The organism is Acinetobacter sp. YH12145 (assembly GCF_013418335.1).
GTDB lineage: Bacteria > Pseudomonadota > Gammaproteobacteria > Pseudomonadales > Moraxellaceae > Acinetobacter > Acinetobacter amyesii.
In genome coordinates this window covers 1-17,235 of sequence record NZ_VPCE01000010.1, presented here as the reverse complement: position 1 = coordinate 17,235, position 17,235 = coordinate 1, and the positions used below count along the sequence as shown (strand labels likewise).

The 17,235-nt window shown below is 40.2% G+C and carries 14 protein-coding genes; 13 read left to right on the top strand and 1 reads right to left on the bottom strand.

What is annotated here, in order from left to right; translation table 11 throughout:
- Position 1 precedes the first annotated feature (1 nt).
- The 11 genes from FTU80_RS11985 to FTU80_RS11940 all read left to right on the top strand — a co-directional run bounded on the left by FTU80_RS11985 (position 2) and on the right by FTU80_RS11940 (position 12,311).
- Entirely contained in the window at positions 2-874 is an 873-nt protein-coding gene (locus tag FTU80_RS11985) for an MBL fold metallo-hydrolase (RefSeq protein WP_180085260.1), read from the top strand.
- A 205-nt stretch (positions 875-1,079) separates the two neighbouring features.
- Complete coding sequence (locus FTU80_RS16440; protein WP_257221509.1) at positions 1,080-1,493, top strand: DUF2946 domain-containing protein; 414 nt, start codon at positions 1,080-1,082, stop codon at positions 1,491-1,493.
- A 259-nt stretch (positions 1,494-1,752) separates the two neighbouring features.
- Positions 1,753-3,183: a cytochrome ubiquinol oxidase subunit I gene (locus tag FTU80_RS11980; RefSeq protein WP_180085258.1), complete on the top strand. Its 1,431-nt coding sequence runs from the start codon at positions 1,753-1,755 to the stop codon at positions 3,181-3,183.
- Entirely contained in the window at positions 3,176-4,180 is a 1,005-nt protein-coding gene (gene cydB / locus FTU80_RS11975; protein ID WP_078193076.1) for a cytochrome d ubiquinol oxidase subunit II, read from the top strand. The genes FTU80_RS11980 and cydB overlap by 8 nt, the downstream gene beginning before the upstream one ends.
- 345 nt (positions 4,181-4,525) lie before the next feature.
- Positions 4,526-5,458 carry a LysR family transcriptional regulator gene (locus FTU80_RS11970; RefSeq protein ID WP_180085256.1) on the top strand — a complete coding sequence of 311 codons (933 nt, stop codon included), beginning with the start codon at positions 4,526-4,528 and terminating at the stop codon, positions 5,456-5,458.
- A 99-nt stretch (positions 5,459-5,557) separates the two neighbouring features.
- Positions 5,558-6,952 (top strand): FAD-dependent tricarballylate dehydrogenase TcuA, encoded by a 1,395-nt coding sequence (gene tcuA, locus FTU80_RS11965; protein WP_180024033.1) that lies wholly within the window; start codon positions 5,558-5,560, stop codon positions 6,950-6,952.
- 3 nt (positions 6,953-6,955) lie between these two features.
- Positions 6,956-8,107 (top strand): tricarballylate utilization 4Fe-4S protein TcuB, encoded by a 1,152-nt coding sequence (tcuB, locus tag FTU80_RS11960; protein ID WP_180085254.1) that lies wholly within the window; start codon positions 6,956-6,958, stop codon positions 8,105-8,107.
- A gap of 35 nt (positions 8,108-8,142) precedes the next feature.
- Positions 8,143-9,198: a tripartite tricarboxylate transporter substrate binding protein gene (locus FTU80_RS11955; protein ID WP_180077340.1), complete on the top strand. Its 1,056-nt coding sequence runs from the start codon at positions 8,143-8,145 to the stop codon at positions 9,196-9,198.
- Between the two features lie 54 nt (positions 9,199-9,252).
- Positions 9,253-9,699 (top strand): tripartite tricarboxylate transporter TctB family protein, encoded by a 447-nt coding sequence (locus FTU80_RS11950; protein ID WP_180085252.1) that lies wholly within the window; start codon positions 9,253-9,255, stop codon positions 9,697-9,699.
- 13 nt (positions 9,700-9,712) lie between these two features.
- Positions 9,713-11,212: a tripartite tricarboxylate transporter permease gene (locus FTU80_RS11945; RefSeq protein ID WP_180024037.1), complete on the top strand. Its 1,500-nt coding sequence runs from the start codon at positions 9,713-9,715 to the stop codon at positions 11,210-11,212.
- A gap of 46 nt (positions 11,213-11,258) precedes the next feature.
- On the top strand, positions 11,259-12,311 hold the full coding sequence (locus FTU80_RS11940; RefSeq protein WP_180085250.1) for an AbrB family transcriptional regulator: 1,053 nt from the start codon (positions 11,259-11,261) through the stop codon (positions 12,309-12,311).
- A 284-nt stretch (positions 12,312-12,595) separates the two neighbouring features.
- On the opposite strand, the gene FTU80_RS11935 is transcribed toward FTU80_RS11940, so the two are convergent.
- Positions 12,596-12,790, bottom strand: a complete 195-nt coding sequence (locus FTU80_RS11935) for a hypothetical protein (protein WP_078193067.1) — start codon at positions 12,788-12,790, stop codon at positions 12,596-12,598.
- A gap of 459 nt (positions 12,791-13,249) precedes the next feature.
- On the opposite strand from FTU80_RS11935, the gene sbmA reads away from it, so the two are divergent.
- Together sbmA and FTU80_RS11925 are read left to right on the top strand one after the other, a co-directional pair.
- The gene (sbmA, locus tag FTU80_RS11930; RefSeq protein ID WP_180085247.1) at positions 13,250-14,446 is read left to right on the top strand and encodes a peptide antibiotic transporter SbmA; all 1,197 of its coding nucleotides are present in this window, start codon (positions 13,250-13,252) and stop codon (positions 14,444-14,446) included.
- A 499-nt stretch (positions 14,447-14,945) separates the two neighbouring features.
- Positions 14,946-17,235, top strand: a 2,290-nt coding sequence (locus FTU80_RS11925) for a BapA prefix-like domain-containing protein (RefSeq protein ID WP_180085245.1), incomplete at its 3' end; no start/stop codon positions are given.

Genomic DNA, 17,235 nt, shown 5'->3' with positions numbered 1-17,235 from the left:
TATGCAACAACCGATTGTTCAGGATTTTTTTGATCAAGCGACCAATACATTTAGTTATGTGGTGAGTGATCCGGTAACCAAGCGCTGCGCTATCATTGACAGTGTTTTGGACTATGATGCGGCTTCGGCAACCACCTCGACCACCCATGCTGATGCAATCATTGCATATGTCAAAGTACAAGATTTAAAAGTAGATTGGATTTTGGAAACCCATGTGCATGCCGATCATTTGACTGCAGCACAGTATTTAAAATCTGTACTCGGTGGCAAAATTGCCATGAGTCATCACATTGCCTTGGTGCAAGAAACCTTTAGTGCCATTTATAATTTAGATATCAAGCAGTTTAATGCTCAACAACCATTTGATTATTTATTTGATGATCATGAGCATTTTCATATTGGTGAGCTAGAGGCCTATAACATCCCGACACCAGGTCATACGCCTGCATGTTTAAGTTATGTAGTGGGTGATGCAGTTTTTGTCGGTGATACATTATTTATGCCAGATTATGGCACAGCACGTTGTGATTTTCCGCGTGGTAGTGCAGATTCCTTATTTGATTCGGTGCAAAAACTGTATCAATTGCCAGCGTCCACCCGGGTGTTCTTGTGCCATGACTATTTGCCAAAAACGCGTGATGAATATCACTGCCAAACCGATATTCAAACGCAAAAAGAGCACAATATTCATATTCATGAGGGAACTACAAAATCTGAATTTGTGCAGATGCGTAATCAGCGAGATGCTACCTTGAGTATGCCCAAACTGATTTTGCCTTCGATTCAAATCAATATGCTTGCAGGGCATTTTCCTGAGCCTGAAGCAAATGGGGTGTCGTATTTAAAGTTACCGCTTAATTTTTTTAAAACCTAAAAATATTGTATTTCAAATTATTAAAGATTTATTTATGTCTTTATCTTAAAAATTCATATTTATATCTTTAAAGTGAATATTCACTTTAAAGATCTTGGTATTTTAGGTATATTTATTCTATAAAGCTGACTTGTATGATCGGATTTCAAGGAAGCACGGCTTTTTAAGTATTTTTGCTTTCGTTGGCATCTGTTGAGAGAATATGTTGCTAAGACAGAGTGGAATGTTTTTTGCAATTTTAACTTTAGTTTTGCAAATCGCAGTATATTTACAACCACTATTACCCGAAGAATTTCAAATTGCTCCGGTATGTCTCTCTATTACACATAATTTACTGTCCCCAGAAAAGCACAAACACGTACATGAGACGTATAACGAACTTGTTCATCATCTGACCCACGATCATAATCACGACGATCACAATGGACATAACCATCAATGCCAATACTGTACCGTCTATAGTGATGTTGTCCTACCTTTTGATTTTGAGATATTTGAAATCATCGATAAGATTCAAGTCCGTCTAAGTTTCTATAAAGATGCTTTCCGACATGTATATTTCTCACTGCAAAGGCTTTACTTACTTCCACAAGGTAGGGCACCTCCACACACACTTTAAATCCTAATCAGACCAACAATTTGAATTGTTGATTTACCTCGGTATTTAAAGAGTGATTTTATGAAACTTTATATTTTTGCACCGTTTAGCGGATGCGAACAGAATCGGTTCGCCTATATCATTAGGCTAAAACAATTGATCAAATCCCAACAGATTCACAACAGTCTGCGTCTTCGTACTGATCTATCTTTCCTAAAGCAGTCCCGAAATTATGGGCCGTTTGTGGTTCACCGCATAATTCCACAATAAGGTGATAGACATGGATTTAGGTTTGACAGCACTTGAATTGGCGCGAATTCAATTCGCTTTTACAGTTTCTTTTCATATTATTTTCCCTGCAATTTCCATTGGGCTAGCAAGTTTTCTTGCGGTCTTAGAATGGCGTTGGCTAAAAACACAAGATCCCGTTTACCGTGATCTGTTCCAATTTTGGATCAAGGTGTTTGCATTGTCTTTCGGAATGGGAGTGGTTTCAGGGGTAGTCATGAGCTACCAATTTGGCACCAACTGGAGTGAATTCTCTCGTATTGCGGGTAGTGTCACTGGCCCCTTACTCAGTTATGAGGTCTTGAGTGCCTTCTTCTTAGAAGCGGGTTTCCTAGGCATTATGCTGTTTGGGTGGGGAAGAGTGGGTCCTAAAACCCATTTCTTTGCCACACTGATGGTGGCAATTGGCACCTGTATTTCCATGTTTTGGATTTTATCTTCCAATAGCTGGATGCAAACTCCACAAGGCTTCAGCTTTGAAAATGGCATTATAGTGCCGCAAGATTGGTTTGCTATCGTTTTTAACCCATCATTCCCATATCGCTTAGCGCATATGGCTCTAGCAGCATTCCTTGTATCTGGCTTATTGGTCGCTGCTACTGCAGCATGGCACTTACTCAAAGGTCGCCGTGATGCCTTAGTAAAAAAATCATTTTCTATGGCGATGTGGATGATTCTCGCACTTGCACCTTTACAGGTATTTGTGGGGGATATGCATGGTCTAAATACATTAGAACATCAACCTGCGAAACTTGCTGCAATTGAAGGACATTGGGAAACTAATAAAGATCATGGCATGCCGTTATATTTGTTTGGTATTCCTGATATGGAGGCGGAAGAAACCAAGTATGCAATTGGCATTCCGAACCTTGGTAGTCTGATCATGACGCACACCTTAGAGGGAGAGGTGAAAGGCTTAAAAGACTTTGCCCCTGAAGATCGACCAAACTCGCTCATAGTATTTTGGAGCTTCCGCATTATGGTCGGTATGGGAGTCTTGATGATTTTGCTTGCTCTGATGGGTGCATGGTTGCGTAAAACTGGGAAATTTTATGAGTCAAAATGGCTACACAAATTTGCCTTATGTATGGGACCTTCAGGCTTTATTGCCCTGCTTGCTGGTTGGTTTACCACAGAAGTCGGTCGTCAACCTTGGGTCGTGTATGGCGTACTGCGTACCAAAGACGCCTTGTCACCAGTATCGGCAGAACAAGTCGGTTTAACCTTAATAATCTTTGTGATCGTGTACTGCATCGTATTTGGTATTGGGATTTATTACATGCTCAAATTGATGGTTAAAGGACCACAGTTCATTCATTCTCAAGCCCATAGCGATGGTGAGGTCATTCGTGCATCAAATCGTCCAATGAGTACGATTGATGAGTCGCTTGAAGTACAACCACAGGAGAAAAACCATGATTGATTTATCCTTAATTTGGGTAGTAATCATTGCTGTAGGTGTGCTGATTTATGTGGTACTCGATGGCTTTGATTTAGGGATTGGTATCCTTTTTCCTTTAGTAAAAGATCGCCAAGAACGCGATGTGATGATGAATACCGTTGCACCAGTTTGGGATGGCAATGAAACTTGGATGGTTTTAGGTGGTGCAGGCTTATTTGCGGCATTTCCATTGGTGTATTCGACTGTGCTTTCTGCGCTGTATATGCCGATTATCTTAATGGTCATCTCACTGATTTTCCGTGGTGTCGCCTTTGAGTTTCGTTTTAAAGCGAACCGCACTAAACATTTATGGGATCAAGCGTTTATTTGGGGCTCGATCTTAGCATCATTCTTCCAAGGTATGATTTTAGGTGCTTATATCCAAGGGATTGAAACCACCAATGGTATTTATAGTGGTGGCGGATTGGATTGGCTGACCCCATTTTCAATTTTTACTGGGATTGCTGTAGTGGTGCTGTATGCCACCTTGGGCTGTGGTTGGCTGATTTTTAAAACGGATGCACGTGTTCAAAATCATATGTTTAGCCTCATGCCAAAACTGATTATCGCCTTATTTGTGATTTTTGCTGCAGTGAGTATTTACACCCCATTGGTACATGCAGAGATTGCAAATCGTTGGTTTAGCTTGCCGCAACTGTACTATTTTAGTCCTGTGCCGATTTTAGTATTGATCTTCACATTATTGGCTTTACGTGCCTGTAAAAGACGTCAGGAATTTGCGCCATTTATTTATACACTTGTCTTAGTTGTGCTGGCATATACAGGGTTCTTAATCAGTCTATGGCCAAATATCATCCCACCATCCGTCACCATTTGGCAGGCAGCAGCACCGCAAAGCAGTCAATTGTTCGCCTTGATTGGAGCATTGGTGCTGATACCGATTATTTTGTTCTATACCGCACTGTCGTATTGGGTGTTCCGTGACAAAGTTCGTGTCGGCGATGATGGCTATCATTAAGGAGAATCATCATGAAACTGAATCAAGCAGGCTGGTTTATTGTGCTATGGCTTAGTGGTGTCTTGAGTTTGGCGCTTGTCGCAGGGTTCTTTAGACTGCTGGTGCAGTGGGCTTACTAGAACCTATTCCTTAAATCTGAATCCACTATCTTGCCGGGTAAGATAGTGGATTTTTTTGAGGGACTAAAGGTGAATTGAGTAGGTAGAATATGACAATTTAAAGTGTCGAAATACATAAAATATATTTTTTTATATTCAATACTTCTTTTGAATGATTTTTCTGTTTTTTTAGCTTCTATATTGTTAAAACTAACATGAAGCATTGAAAAAATCTTAAGGAGCGTGAGTGGAACTTAAACAGCTCAAATATTTCATCACCATTGTAGAGTCTGGAAGTTTAGGCAAAGCTGCACAAAAACTTGAGGTTGGCACATCGGCACTCAGTCAACAGATTGCCAAACTTGAAGATGAACTCTGTACACGCTTATTACAGCGAAACTCAACAGGTGTGACGCCCACGCCAGCGGGTTTAGCATTTTTTAAGCAAGCTCAACTTTCTCTACGTCATGTGCAATATGCCATTGAGGCGGCGCACTCATCTCGTCTGACGGGTCATGTCAGCGTTGGATTTTCACCCAGTATAGCGTCAGTTCTGGGTATTCCCTTTATGCAGCTGATGTCACAGCGTTATCCAGATATAAAAATCCACCTTGTAGAGAGTTTATCTGGCAACCTCACCAATTTAGTAAATTCGAGACAATTAGATATCGCGATCATTTTCACACAAGATGTGGATGTCAATTGGGCTGTACAGCCCTTATTAAAAGAACAAATGTTTCTTATGGCAAATCGTTCTTTACTGAAAGAGTATGGCTTTGAACACTGCATTGAAAATGGAAAAATTGATTTAGAAAATGTGAATCGTTTGCCTCTGGTATTACCAAGCCAACGACATGGACTACGTAAATTCATAGATCAAAAGGTTGAGGGGCTGGACGTAAATTATGAAGTTGATGGTTTACACTTACTCATGAACTGTGTCAGCAACTTAAATATGGCGACCATTCAACCTGTCAGTGCACATTTTGATTATCTCAAATCAGATATTTGTTTACTCAAAGTAGTCGAACCAGTGCTGGATCGAATTAATTATCTTATTAGTATTGCTGAAGAAGAGCTTTCTCCTGCAAGTCTCGCCACCAAAGTAGCAATTAAAATTTGTGTTAAAGAGTTGATCAACAATGGTTTTTGGCCTAGTGCAGAGCTATTAGACTTTTAGCCTATTTAATTTTACTAAACACCTATTTAAAAGTTGCCTATCACAGCGCTAGGCAGTTTTGGTCTTAAATTACATCAAATTCGAAAGGGAAGACATCGAATGCATGATGTAATTGTAATTGGCGGTGGGAATGCCGCTTTATGTGCAGCACTGACAGCAAGGGAGGCTGGGGCTTCAGTTTTATTGCTAGAAGCAGCACCAAAGGAATGGCGCGGTGGAAATTCACAACATACCCGTAACCTGCGTTGTATGCATGATGAACCTCAAGATGTGTTAGTCGATGCCTATCCAGAAGAAGAATATTGGCAGGACTTACTCAAAGTAACTGCAGGTAAAACCAATGAGCATTTAGCGCGTTTAGTGATTCGCACCACGGCAACTTGCCGTAATTGGATGCGTCAACATGGGGTAAATTTTCAACCACCGTTATCAGGTGCCTTACATGTAGCACGGACCAATGCTTTTTTTATGGGTGGTGGTAAAGCTTTGGTGAATGCCTATTTTAGAAGTGCAAAAGATTTAGGGGTCGAGATTCGCTACAACACAAAAATCAATGAACTGATTATTGAAGATGGGACATTTATTGCTGCAATTGCTGAAGATGGCACGCGTTTTGACGGCGCTTCATGTGTATTAGCTGCAGGTGGATTTGAATCCAATCGCGAATGGTTAAAAGAAGCGTGGGGACAAAATGAAAATGGCGAATGGCCTGCAGATCATTTCATTATCCGAGGTACACGATTTAACCAAGGCAATTTACTAAAGTTCATGATTGATCAGGGGGCAGATATTATTGGCGACCCATCTCAATCACATTGTGTTGCAGTTGATGCCCGCGCGCCGTTGTACGATGGTGGCATTTGCACCCGTATTGACTGTGTTTCACTCGGCATCGTGGTCAATAAAAATGCGCAACGTTTTTATGATGAAGGCGAAGATTTCTGGCCGAAACGTTATGCCATTTGGGGGCGTTTAGTTGCAAAACAGCCCAGTCAGATTGCGTATTCAATTATTGATTCAAAATCTGTTGGGCGTTTTATGCCACCAGTCTTTGAAGGTACTAAGGCAGATACGATCGAAGAATTGGCAGAAAAATTAAATCTAGATGTTGCGACTTTAGTTCAAACCGTGAAGGACTATAACCAAGCCTGTGTGGCGGGTGAGTTTAATCACACTGTACTGGATAATTGCCATACTGAGAATTTAACCCCCGCAAAAACACATTGGGCTGTTCCTTTAAACCAACCGCCATATTATGCCTACGCTTTACGTCCAGGCATTACTTTCACCTATCTAGGCTTAAAAGTCGAAGATGATGCCGCTGTACGCTTTGAAAATGTCGCGAGTCCAAATCTATTTGTTGCAGGCGAAATGATGGCTGGCAATGTACTTGGGCAAGGTTATACGGCCGGTGTAGGTATGTCGATTGGAACGACATTTGGTCGGATTGCAGGAAAAAATGCGGCTCAAGCTGCATTTAAACTGGGAGTTTAAAGAATGAATGCAAATGTTAAAAACTTAATACCAGTTGTGCAGCTCTCGGATCATGAACAGCAAGTAAAACAGGCTTTACAGATTTGTAATGCATGTCGTTACTGCGAGACATTTTGTGCGGTTTTCCCTGCAATGACCAAAAGACTTGAGTTTACGCAAGCCGATATTCATTACATGGCAAATTTATGTCACAACTGTGGCGCATGTTTACATGCCTGTCAGTATGCGCCTCCGCATGAATTTGGCGTCAATATTCCTCAAGCCATGGCACAAGTTCGCCTAGAAACCTATCAAGAATTTGCAGTTCCTGCATCTTTTGGTGCGATTTATAAAAAGACCGGAATTCCGCTAGTTTCTGCGATGTCGGTATTTTTTGCATTACTGATGCTCTTGGGTGTTTGGCTTAATGGCACCAATATCTTTGGTCAATATCAAGGGAATTTTTATGCAATTTTTCCGCATAACTTTCTTGCCGTGTTATTTGGCTCTGTATTTATTTTAGCTTTTATGCTTTTGGGCTTGGGAATAGCAAAATTTTGGAAACAAACTTCAAAAATTATTCCAGAAGGCGTTGCTCAACCTGATATTTTACAAGCATCAAAAAATGTCCTGACCTTAAAATATTTAGATGGTGGACATGGTAAAGGCTGTAATGAGGAAGATGATCGTTATACACAAATCCGCCGAGTTTTCCATCACTTCACGATGTATGGATTTTTACTTTGCTTTATGGCAACTAGTGTCGCGACGATGTATCACTACTTTTTAGGATTAGAAGCACCTTATGCCTATACCAGTTTACCGGTGATTTTAGGTACATTGGGTGGCATTGGTCTGATCATTGGACCGATCGGGCTGCTTCATCTCAATATTAAACGACATCCGATGCATGGCGATGCAAATCAAAAACCAATGGACCGTGGTTTTATCTTCCTGTTATTGCTGATCAGCATTACTGGTCTGGCGTTATTGGCATTTCGCGATAGTTCCGCAATGGCTCTCTTGCTGATTGTTCATCTTGCAACCGTTATGACTTTCTTCTTGACGATCCCTTTTGGTAAGTTTGCGCACGGCTTTTACCGAAGTGCCGCATTACTAAAATTTGCCGTCGAAGAACGTGTCGCAAAACTTAAAACGAATTCAAAAACCAAGTAAGCACCCAAACCACAACCGGACCATGGAGGTCGATGATGGCTATAGGTAAGAAAATTGAATTTTTAAATGGACTACAACGTTATAAGGATATTTTAACAATGAAGAAATTAAAATGGTTAGCCGTCGCTTGCACCAGTATAGCAGTCGTTGGCTGCGGCACAGGCAATGCCTCAAAAGATCCTGGTCATCCAAAACGTGCAGAATGTATTGCACCTGCAAAGCCGGGTGGTGGTTTTGATATGACCTGTAAGCTGATCCAATCCGGCTTTAAAGAAACAGAAGTATTAAAAGACCCCATGCGTGTGACGTATATGCCAGGCGGCGTTGGGGCCGTTGCTTACAATAAAATCGTGAATAATGATCCAGCAAATAACAATGCGGTCATCGCATTTTCAACTGGTTCTTTACTGAATTTGGCTCAAGGTAAATTTGGTAATTTTACTGAGAAGGATGTGAAGTGGCTTTCGGGTGTAGCTGTTGATTACGGTTTAGTGGCAGTGCATAAGGATTCGCCATTAAAAACACTGGATGATCTGATGAAGGCGCTAAAAGAAAATCCAAAAGGGATCAGTTTTGGTGGTGCTGGCAGTGTGGGTGGTCAAGATTGGATGCAAACGGCAATTTTGGCTAAAAAGGCTGGGGTAAATCCTGCCAACTTGAGTTTTGTAGCTCTCGAAGGCGGTGGCGAAGTATTAACAGCCTTGTTAGGTCAACATATTCAAGTGGGCGTGGGGAATGTGAGTGAAATTGGCTCGCATCTCGAAGCGGGTAATATCCGTGTTCTAGCAGTGTTTTCTGATAAACGTTTAGCGGGTAAATTTTCTAAGTTATTAACTGCGAAGGAACAAGGCTACGACTTGGAATGGCCTGTGATTCGTGGTTTCTACATGGGACCAAAGGTCAGTGATGAGGCATATGCTTGGTGGAAAAATGCCTTTGATAAAATGATGACCAATCAGAAATTTGATGCCGTTCGAGAAAATCAGGATCTGTTGCCATTTGAATTAACAGGTGAAGAAATTAGTGCTTATGTCTATAAGCAAACGGCTGAAATGCGTCAATTATCAGAAGAATATAAATTATCAAAATAACAAATACGCTGAGTTGAATGCCTTTTCAACTCAGTTTTTTGTTTTCGAGGATAGATGATGAAATCTGAACGGATTCTTACGGCCATCATTGCGGTCTGCGGCTTTTTCTTATTAATTTACGCATGCAATTTTGAAGCGCCGATTTCCTACGACCCTGTAGGACCGAAAGCCTTTCCAATTTTACTGATGGGCTTAATTACAGTGAGTGCCATTTATTTAACCGTGCGCCCAGCCATGATGTTCGAGCCTGTTGAACTAGGTTGGACCAAGCATTTAATCGGCAAACTTGTTTTATGCACATTGGTATTATCTCTTTATGCGCTTTGCTTCGAATGGTTGGGATTTATCGCAGCAACGCTACTGATGACCATCGCAGTTGGGAAACTTTTTAACGGTAAAACAGTGCCAGTCATTATTACGGGTTTGGTGCTGAGTATGAGTACCTACTATCTGTTTGACCGTGTTTTGGATGTGCCATTGCCACTAGGCTTCTTGGGTTAGGGATGACAACGACATGGACATATTTAATTTCTTAATGACAGGTTTTGAAGTTGCCTTACAACCACAAAACTTACTCATTGCTTTTATTGGTGCATTTATTGGAACGATTGTCGGACTGTTGCCGGGATTGGGTCCAATCAATGGTGTTGCCATCTTATTACCTTTTGCCTATGCCTTAGGATTACCCGTTGATAGTGCCTTAATTTTATTGGCAGCTGTTTATCTCGGTTGTGAATATGGTGGACGAATTTCTGCAATTTTGCTGAATGTACCGGGCGATGCGGGTGCAATTATGACCACTTTAGATGGTTATCCTTTGGCTCAGCAAGGTAAGGCAGGTATTGCTTTATCCCTTTCATCTGTTAGCTCATTTATAGGTAGTACGATTGCCTTTATTGGGATTGTTTTATTTGCTCCGATTTTGGCACGATGGGCGGTTTCCTTTGGACCTGCGGAATACTTTGCCTTGATGGTTTTTGCAATTGTTTGCCTGACGGGTTTAGTCAGCACGCAACCATTTAAAACGTTAATCATGGCGCTGATCGGTCTGGCAATTTCGACCGTGGGTATGGATGCGATTACTGGTGTTTATCGTTTTACATTTGATAGTGTGGGTTTAAGTGACGGCATTGCCTTTACAACTGTGGTGATTGGTTTATTTAGTATCAGTGAAATTCTACTGCTGCTTGAACGTACCACGATGGGAAAAGTGGTATTAGAACAAGGAAAACGCTCATTATTTAATGTTAAAGAGTTTCTGAGTGCTTTAGCCACCATGATTCGTGGATCCTTGATTGGGTTTTTCTCAGGGATTTTACCGGGTGCGGGTGCCAGTGTAGCGAGTGCCATGGCGTATACCACTGAACGTAAAATGGCGGGGGATAGTAGTCAATTTGGTAAAGGTGATCTACGTGGTTTGGCCGCGCCAGAAAGTGCTAATAACGCGGCAGCATGTGGTTCTTTTGTCCCAATGTTGACTTTAGGTGTGCCGGGTTCTGGAACAACTGCGGTCATGATGGGGGCTTTGACCATGTATAACATTACTCCAGGTCCGCAGTTATTTACGGAGCAACCAGTTTTGGTTTGGGCATTGATTGCATCCTTAATGGTGGGAAATATTATCTTATTGGTATTGAACTTACCCTTAGTTGGCTTCTTTGCGCGTTTACTTTCGATTCCAAGTTATATTTTGATTCCTATTATTGCAACCGTCAGCTTTGTTGGGGTGTTTGCAATTCATAGCACTGTTTTCGATCTTGTGCTTTGTATGGGGCTCGGTATTGTTGGATATATCCTTCGAAAATTTGATTTTCCATTGGCACCTCTGATTCTTGGTTTTGTACTAGGTGAATTGATGGAGTCAAATCTACGACGTGCACTCTCCATTTCTCAAGGTGAGCTCAGTATTCTGTGGAGCAGTAACATCAGTATGGGACTTTGGGTCATGTCAGCACTGTTGTTGATCTTGCCAATCGTCCGTAAATATCTATTCATTAAGAAGCAAAAAGCTTAAATGGAGAAGCAATGGTCAGCGAGTCTGACCATTGCTGTTAGATCATATGGAAATAATAAAATTAAATGCCAAAGGATTGGTATATGCACTGATCGGTGCGCTCATCGCAAATTTGCTTCATCTGCCTTTACCGTGGTTGCTCGGGCCATTACTCGCGGCTTTATTGTTTGGTTGTATAGGCCAACCACTCACATGTTCACCGCATTGGCGTAAAGTGGGACAAGTCATTATTGGTATGGTTTTGGGACTATATTTTACCCCAGCGCTAGTCCATGCTATTTCTGCCTATTGGATCTTTATCGTACTCGGCATCTTATGGTCATTGATTTTGGGAACACTTATCGCAGGATTACAATATCGTATCAATGGTTTAGATTGGGCAACGGCGTGGTTTTCTTCTGCAATCGGCAGTGCCAGTGAAATGGTGAATATCGCAGAACATCATCATGCGCAAGTGGATAAAGTTGTTGCTGCGCATAGTTTGAGAATCGTGGCACTTGTGGTGCTTGTACCAATCGTTTTAGCAGCATTATTTGATATTCATTGGGTGAGTCTAGACCCACACATCATTGATCACTTTGGAATTGTCCAAATTTTTCTTTTATTTGCTTTGGCCTGTTTGATAGCGAAAATATTTCAAAAATTCAACGTATTAAATGCATGGGTTCTCGGACCATTAGTTATAGTGGGATTACTTTCATTTTTCGGAGTATTGGAACTAAAATTTCCGACGTGGTTTACGGCGTTTGGACAAATATGTATAGGCTGGTCATTAGGGACAAAGTTTCCTTTTAGCTTCTTAAAAAGCCATAAAAAATTTATCGCTATGACGACCATTTTTAATTTATTGGCATTAGGATTATCCATCCTGTTTGCATTGTTCTTGATGTATATCAGTCATGCTAATGGGAAGATTTTAGTTTTAGGCTTATCTCCCGGCGGCATTGCAGAAATGTCTTTAATGGCAAAAGCCCTTGGATTAGCTGTGCCTATCGTGGTTGCATTTCAACTATCACGCCTGATTTTTGTGATATTGACGACCAATTATTTTTATCAATTGAGCAAAAAAATATTTTTTAAAACAACAGATAAGCCTTAATTATCCCCAATTCAATCTTTGATTCAGATGAATTAAAAAGAATACTTTCTATAGCTTGGCATTTAAATACAGCGGAGTAGAAGTTAGAAAAATATGAGATTAATGAAAGATAGTTGAGAAAACGGTCTTAAATGATGGTTTGAAAGTGAAGATGAGTAAGTGAGATCAATTTGATTCAGGACTGCTCTCGTCAGTCCCTTATTATTTTAATGCCGTTTTAAATCAGTAAATTTTAAATTTCATTATTATGCAAAATTCGAAGATTTAAAGATTTAACGTCAAAATTAAATTTCGCGCCAAACATCATTCTTATCTTTGAATGAAATCATAAAGTTAAATTTATCATCATTGCTTACCAACAAACCTTCTGGCGTTTGCATAATCACTTTTAGAACGGTACCAGTTTCAAAAACCAAAGGACTGCAATTTTCTTTATTTAATGTAATTGGTTTGAGTAATTCAACAATTGCACTTTCCATTTTACTTCCCCAAGCATAGGTTGTTAATTGAACTTAGCATATTATTGGTGAAGAAACATGTTTTGTAAATGATGTGAGCTCCATCGCAGAAAATATTTTAGAATTTTCCATAACTTAAGTTTAAATAATGGTTAAATAAATTAAGGTTTTTTAATCTGTTGATATCAAAAAAAATTTTAAAATATGAAAAACTTTTTAACAGTAATTATATGTCCTAAGATGTGTTTTTTGTTCCACAAACAATGACCAGATCATCAAAAGGGCATGATCAATAATGAATTTAAGGTGAACTTCAGTTTTCATCCTTAAGCTAACCGAAAGATGTGTCGTCTTGTATTTGATTGTTAAATTTCAGATTAAACAGCGTTAAATATTCAATCTGAACAAGAAAATTAATGAAATAAAACTTATTATCAGCAACTCAATCTAAAAACAAAGATTCAGGGAAATGTAGGACCAATGTTTAAATCTTTTTTTCCAAATCCAAAATGGTTTTTTGGATCATTCCTTATATGGTTCGTGATCAATATTGTCTTGTGGTATAGCGGTGGCAATAGTTGGGGGACGATGTTTGGTTTACCTGCAAATTATCATCAAGCAGAGCTGCCTATTGGTATTAGCCGATTTTGGAGCCCCAAATTTTTATGGTTCTATGCTTGGTTTTTTGTAGCAACGGCACTCTTTGCAGCCTTTTGGAAGATTAAATCAGATAATCCTTGGCAACGATGGTCTGTGTGGGGAACCGCATTTATCCTGTTTAATGTTTGGTTTAGTGTGGAATGTAATGTCGTAATCAATGCTTGGTATAACCCATTCTATGATCTGATCCAGAAGATGCTTTCAGGTGGTGGGGGCGAAGTGGCGACGCTATATTCAGAGACGCTGACTTTTCTCTATGTGGCCATGGTATATGTCACACTGGCGGTATTGAACCTGTTTTTCGTTAGTCATTATGTTTTTCGTTGGCGTACCGCTATGAATGACTTTTATACTGCACATTGGAAAAAACTGAGAACCATCGAAGGTGCCTCACAGCGTATTCAAGAAGATACGATGCGTTTTGCGAGAACCACAGAAGGACTTGGGGTTAGCTTGGTTGAATCGGTGATGACCTTAATTGCATTTCTACCGGTGTTGTTAACTTTATCAACACATGTAAAGAAATTACCTGTCGTGGGGGAAATCACCTATGCATTAGTTTGGGCGGCAGTCCTTTGGGCAGTATTAGGGACGGTTATTTTAATGCTTGTGGGTTATAAACTACCGGGTTTGGAGTTTAATAATCAAAAAGTCGAAGCAGCGTATCGTAAAGAATTAGTTTATGGTGAAGATTATGCAGATCGAGCAGACCCTCTCACATTAAAAGAATTATTTGGTAAAGTCCGATTTAATTATTTTAGACTGTATTTTCACTATGCTTATTTCAACCTCGTTCGTATTTGGTATATGCAGCTTGATAATATTTATGGGTTCTTTGTATTGTTTCCAAGTATTGCAGCGGGAACAATCACGCTCGGTATATTAATGCAAATTTTAAATGTCTTTGGGCGTGTACGTGATTCTTTCCAATACCTGATTTCCTCGTGGACAACCATTATTGAACTGATTTCTATTTACAAACGTTTAAAAGCATTTGAAAAAACAATTAATAATTAATTTTTAATCTTAAAAATGACCTGTAATTAATTACAGGTTTTTTTTATGGTTTTAATTAATGAGAATTACAAATAAATAAAATCAATAAATTAAAGAGGTTAGATCTTATTTCATGATTTTATAAAAAAATGTAAATAAAAGTACTTATTATGTAATTTTGGTAATTTTACGTATGTATATTGTATCCATATCGATGATTAATTTATAAAAATTACATTTTTGTTGAACTTTATCACATTTTATTTGCTTTTTTTTACATTTGAGGTGCAAACAAAATCACATTTTTGGGGTATTGGTGTGTATTTGTGTGCAAATTCATTCTTTCTGTTTGGCGTGAAGCATCTTAACAATGCGATAAAGAAAAAAACTTTAATATTTTTTTTAACTTTGCTGAACTGTTATATGTCCATTCACATGCCTTTTTATTAGCTAGATAAAGCATGTGATTTAAAAAATTATTTAAAACATATATTTATAAATAAGCCAGAGGGTAATTATCATGTTACAAGTCCAAGTTGTATCAAAAGAACATCATTCTGTTTTAGAAAACATACAAACGAGTAATATTTCATTAAAGGAGGCTTCTGTTGTTGTTATACATACTTCAAAAGAAAATGTTTTAAGTATGGAGAGAAGTGGAAATACTTTAATTATAAAAATGAAAGACGGACAGCAACTAATAATTGAGAATTACTTTACAGATAATCTAAATGAAAACAATGTTGTACTAGAAGAAGATGATAAATTATATCTATTAGAAACAAATCCAAATGAAGCTGGATTATTTGAAATTAACTATAATCCGATCGATGAAATTAATCCTTTACTCTATTCAGATTCAACAGTTGGTTTATGGACGTGGTTAGTTCCTTTAGTTACTGCTGGAGGCATTTTAGCTTGGGCAAATAATGATTCAGATAGTTCATCGGGTTCGGGCGACTCAAATCAAGCACTCGATGCGGCAGAAAAAGCGGTAAAAGCAGCAGAAGATGCAAATAAAGCCGCAAAGGATGCTTTGACCGATGCACAAGCGGATGGATTAATTACCCCTGAAGAAAAGACCAAGCTTGAGCAAGCACTTGCCGATGCCAAAGCCGCTGAGGATGCTGCTCAGAAAGCTGTTGACGCATTAAAAGACAGTACTGAAAAAGACGACTTACAAGATCGTCTCGATAACTTAACGGATATCGTGATTCCACCTGTGACCGATGCAAATGGTAATGGCATTGATGATACGGTGGATGCTCAAATTGCCGATGCAGAAGCGGCAGTGAAAGCGGCGGAAGATGCGTATCAAGCAGCAGAAGATGCATTAGAAGAAGCCAATGCAAACGGCTTAATTACGCCAACCGAAAAAGCCGAACTTGAAGAAGCACTCAAAGCGGCACAAGACGCCAAAGACGCAGCGCAAGACGCGGTGAATGCTTTACCGTCTGCACCAGCAGCCGTTCAAGATGCCAAAGATGGCTTCCAAGACCGTATTGATGCGTTGACGGATATCACTATTCCAGCAGTCAACGATGCCAATGAAAACGGAGTTGATGACAGCACAGAAAATCCAGTTGATTTAGCCACAGATCTTGTTGAAGCAGCAGAAGATGCCTATCAAGCAGCAGAAGATGCACTCACTGATGCGAATGCAGATGGCTTAATCACACCTGAAGAAAAAGCAGCTTTAGAAGATGCCTTAAAAGATGCACAAGATGCTAAAGATGCAGCACAAAATGCAGTGGATGCCTTGCCAGACAGCGCGGACAAAGATGCACTGCAAGATCGCATTGATGCCTTAACGGATATCGAGATTCCAGCGGTCACCGATACCGATGGCAATGGCATTGATGATACCGTTGATGCGCAAATTGCCGATGCAGAAGCGGCAGTAAAAGCCGCGGAAGATGCGTACCAAGCCGCAGAAGATGCATTAGAAGAAGCCAATGCAAACGGCTTAATCACCCCAACCGAAAAAGCCGAACTTGAAGAAGCCCTCAAAGCGGCACAAGACGCCAAAGACGCAGCGCAAGATGCGGTCGATGCTTTACCGTCGGCACCTGCAGCCGTGCAAGATGCCAAAGATGGCTTCCAAGACCGTATTGATGCGTTGACGGATATCACTATTCCAGCAGTCAACGATGCCAATGAAAACGGAGTTGATGACAGCACAGAAAATCCAGTTGATTTAGCCACAGATCTTGTTGAAGCAGCAGAAGATGCCTATCAAGCAGCAGAAGATGCACTCACTGATGCGAATGCAGATGGCTTAATCACACCTGAAGAAAAAGCAGCTTTAGAAGATGCCTTAAAAGATGCGCAAGATGCTAAAGATGCAGCACAAAATGCAGTGGATGCCTTGCCAGACAGCGCGGACAAAGATGCACTGCAAGATCGCATTGATGCCTTAACGGATATCGTGATTCCACCTGTGACCGATGCAGATGGTAATGGCATTGATGATACCGTTGATGCGCAAATTGCCGATGCAGAAGCGGCAGTAAAAGCCGCAGAAGATGCGTACCAAGCAGCAGAAGATGCATTAGAAGAAGCCAATGCAAACGGCTTAATTACCCCAGCCGAAAAAGCCGAACTTGAAGATGCACTCAAAGCGGCACAAGATGCCAAAGATGCGGCACAAGACGCGGTGAATGCTTTGCCATCAGCGCCTGCAGCAGTACAAGATGCCAAAGATGGTTTCCAAGACCGTATTGATGCGTTGATGGATATCACCATTCCAGCGGTGAACGATGCCAATGAAAATGGAGTCGATGACAGCACAGAAAATCCAGTGGATTTAG

What these genes read in the sequence shown, in the direction of transcription:
- FTU80_RS11985 (WP_180085260.1), top strand. Translation starts at nt 2, where the DNA reads ATGCAACAACCGATTGTTCAGGATTTTTTTGATCAAGCGACCAATACA.
- FTU80_RS11980 (WP_180085258.1), top strand. Translation starts at nt 1,753, where the DNA reads ATGGATTTAGGTTTGACAGCACTTGAATTGGCGCGAATTCAATTCGCT.
- cydB (WP_078193076.1), top strand. Translation starts at nt 3,176, where the DNA reads ATGATTGATTTATCCTTAATTTGGGTAGTAATCATTGCTGTAGGTGTG.
- tcuA (WP_180024033.1), top strand. Translation starts at nt 5,558, where the DNA reads ATGCATGATGTAATTGTAATTGGCGGTGGGAATGCCGCTTTATGTGCA.
- tcuB (WP_180085254.1), top strand. Translation starts at nt 6,956, where the DNA reads ATGAATGCAAATGTTAAAAACTTAATACCAGTTGTGCAGCTCTCGGAT.
- FTU80_RS11955 (WP_180077340.1), top strand. Translation starts at nt 8,143, where the DNA reads ATGGCTATAGGTAAGAAAATTGAATTTTTAAATGGACTACAACGTTAT.
- FTU80_RS11950 (WP_180085252.1), top strand. Translation starts at nt 9,253, where the DNA reads ATGATGAAATCTGAACGGATTCTTACGGCCATCATTGCGGTCTGCGGC.
- FTU80_RS11945 (WP_180024037.1), top strand. Translation starts at nt 9,713, where the DNA reads ATGGACATATTTAATTTCTTAATGACAGGTTTTGAAGTTGCCTTACAA.
- FTU80_RS11940 (WP_180085250.1), top strand. Translation starts at nt 11,259, where the DNA reads ATGGAAATAATAAAATTAAATGCCAAAGGATTGGTATATGCACTGATC.
- FTU80_RS11935 (WP_078193067.1), bottom strand. Translation starts at nt 12,790, where the DNA reads ATGGAAAGTGCAATTGTTGAATTACTCAAACCAATTACATTAAATAAA.
- sbmA (WP_180085247.1), top strand. Translation starts at nt 13,250, where the DNA reads ATGTTTAAATCTTTTTTTCCAAATCCAAAATGGTTTTTTGGATCATTC.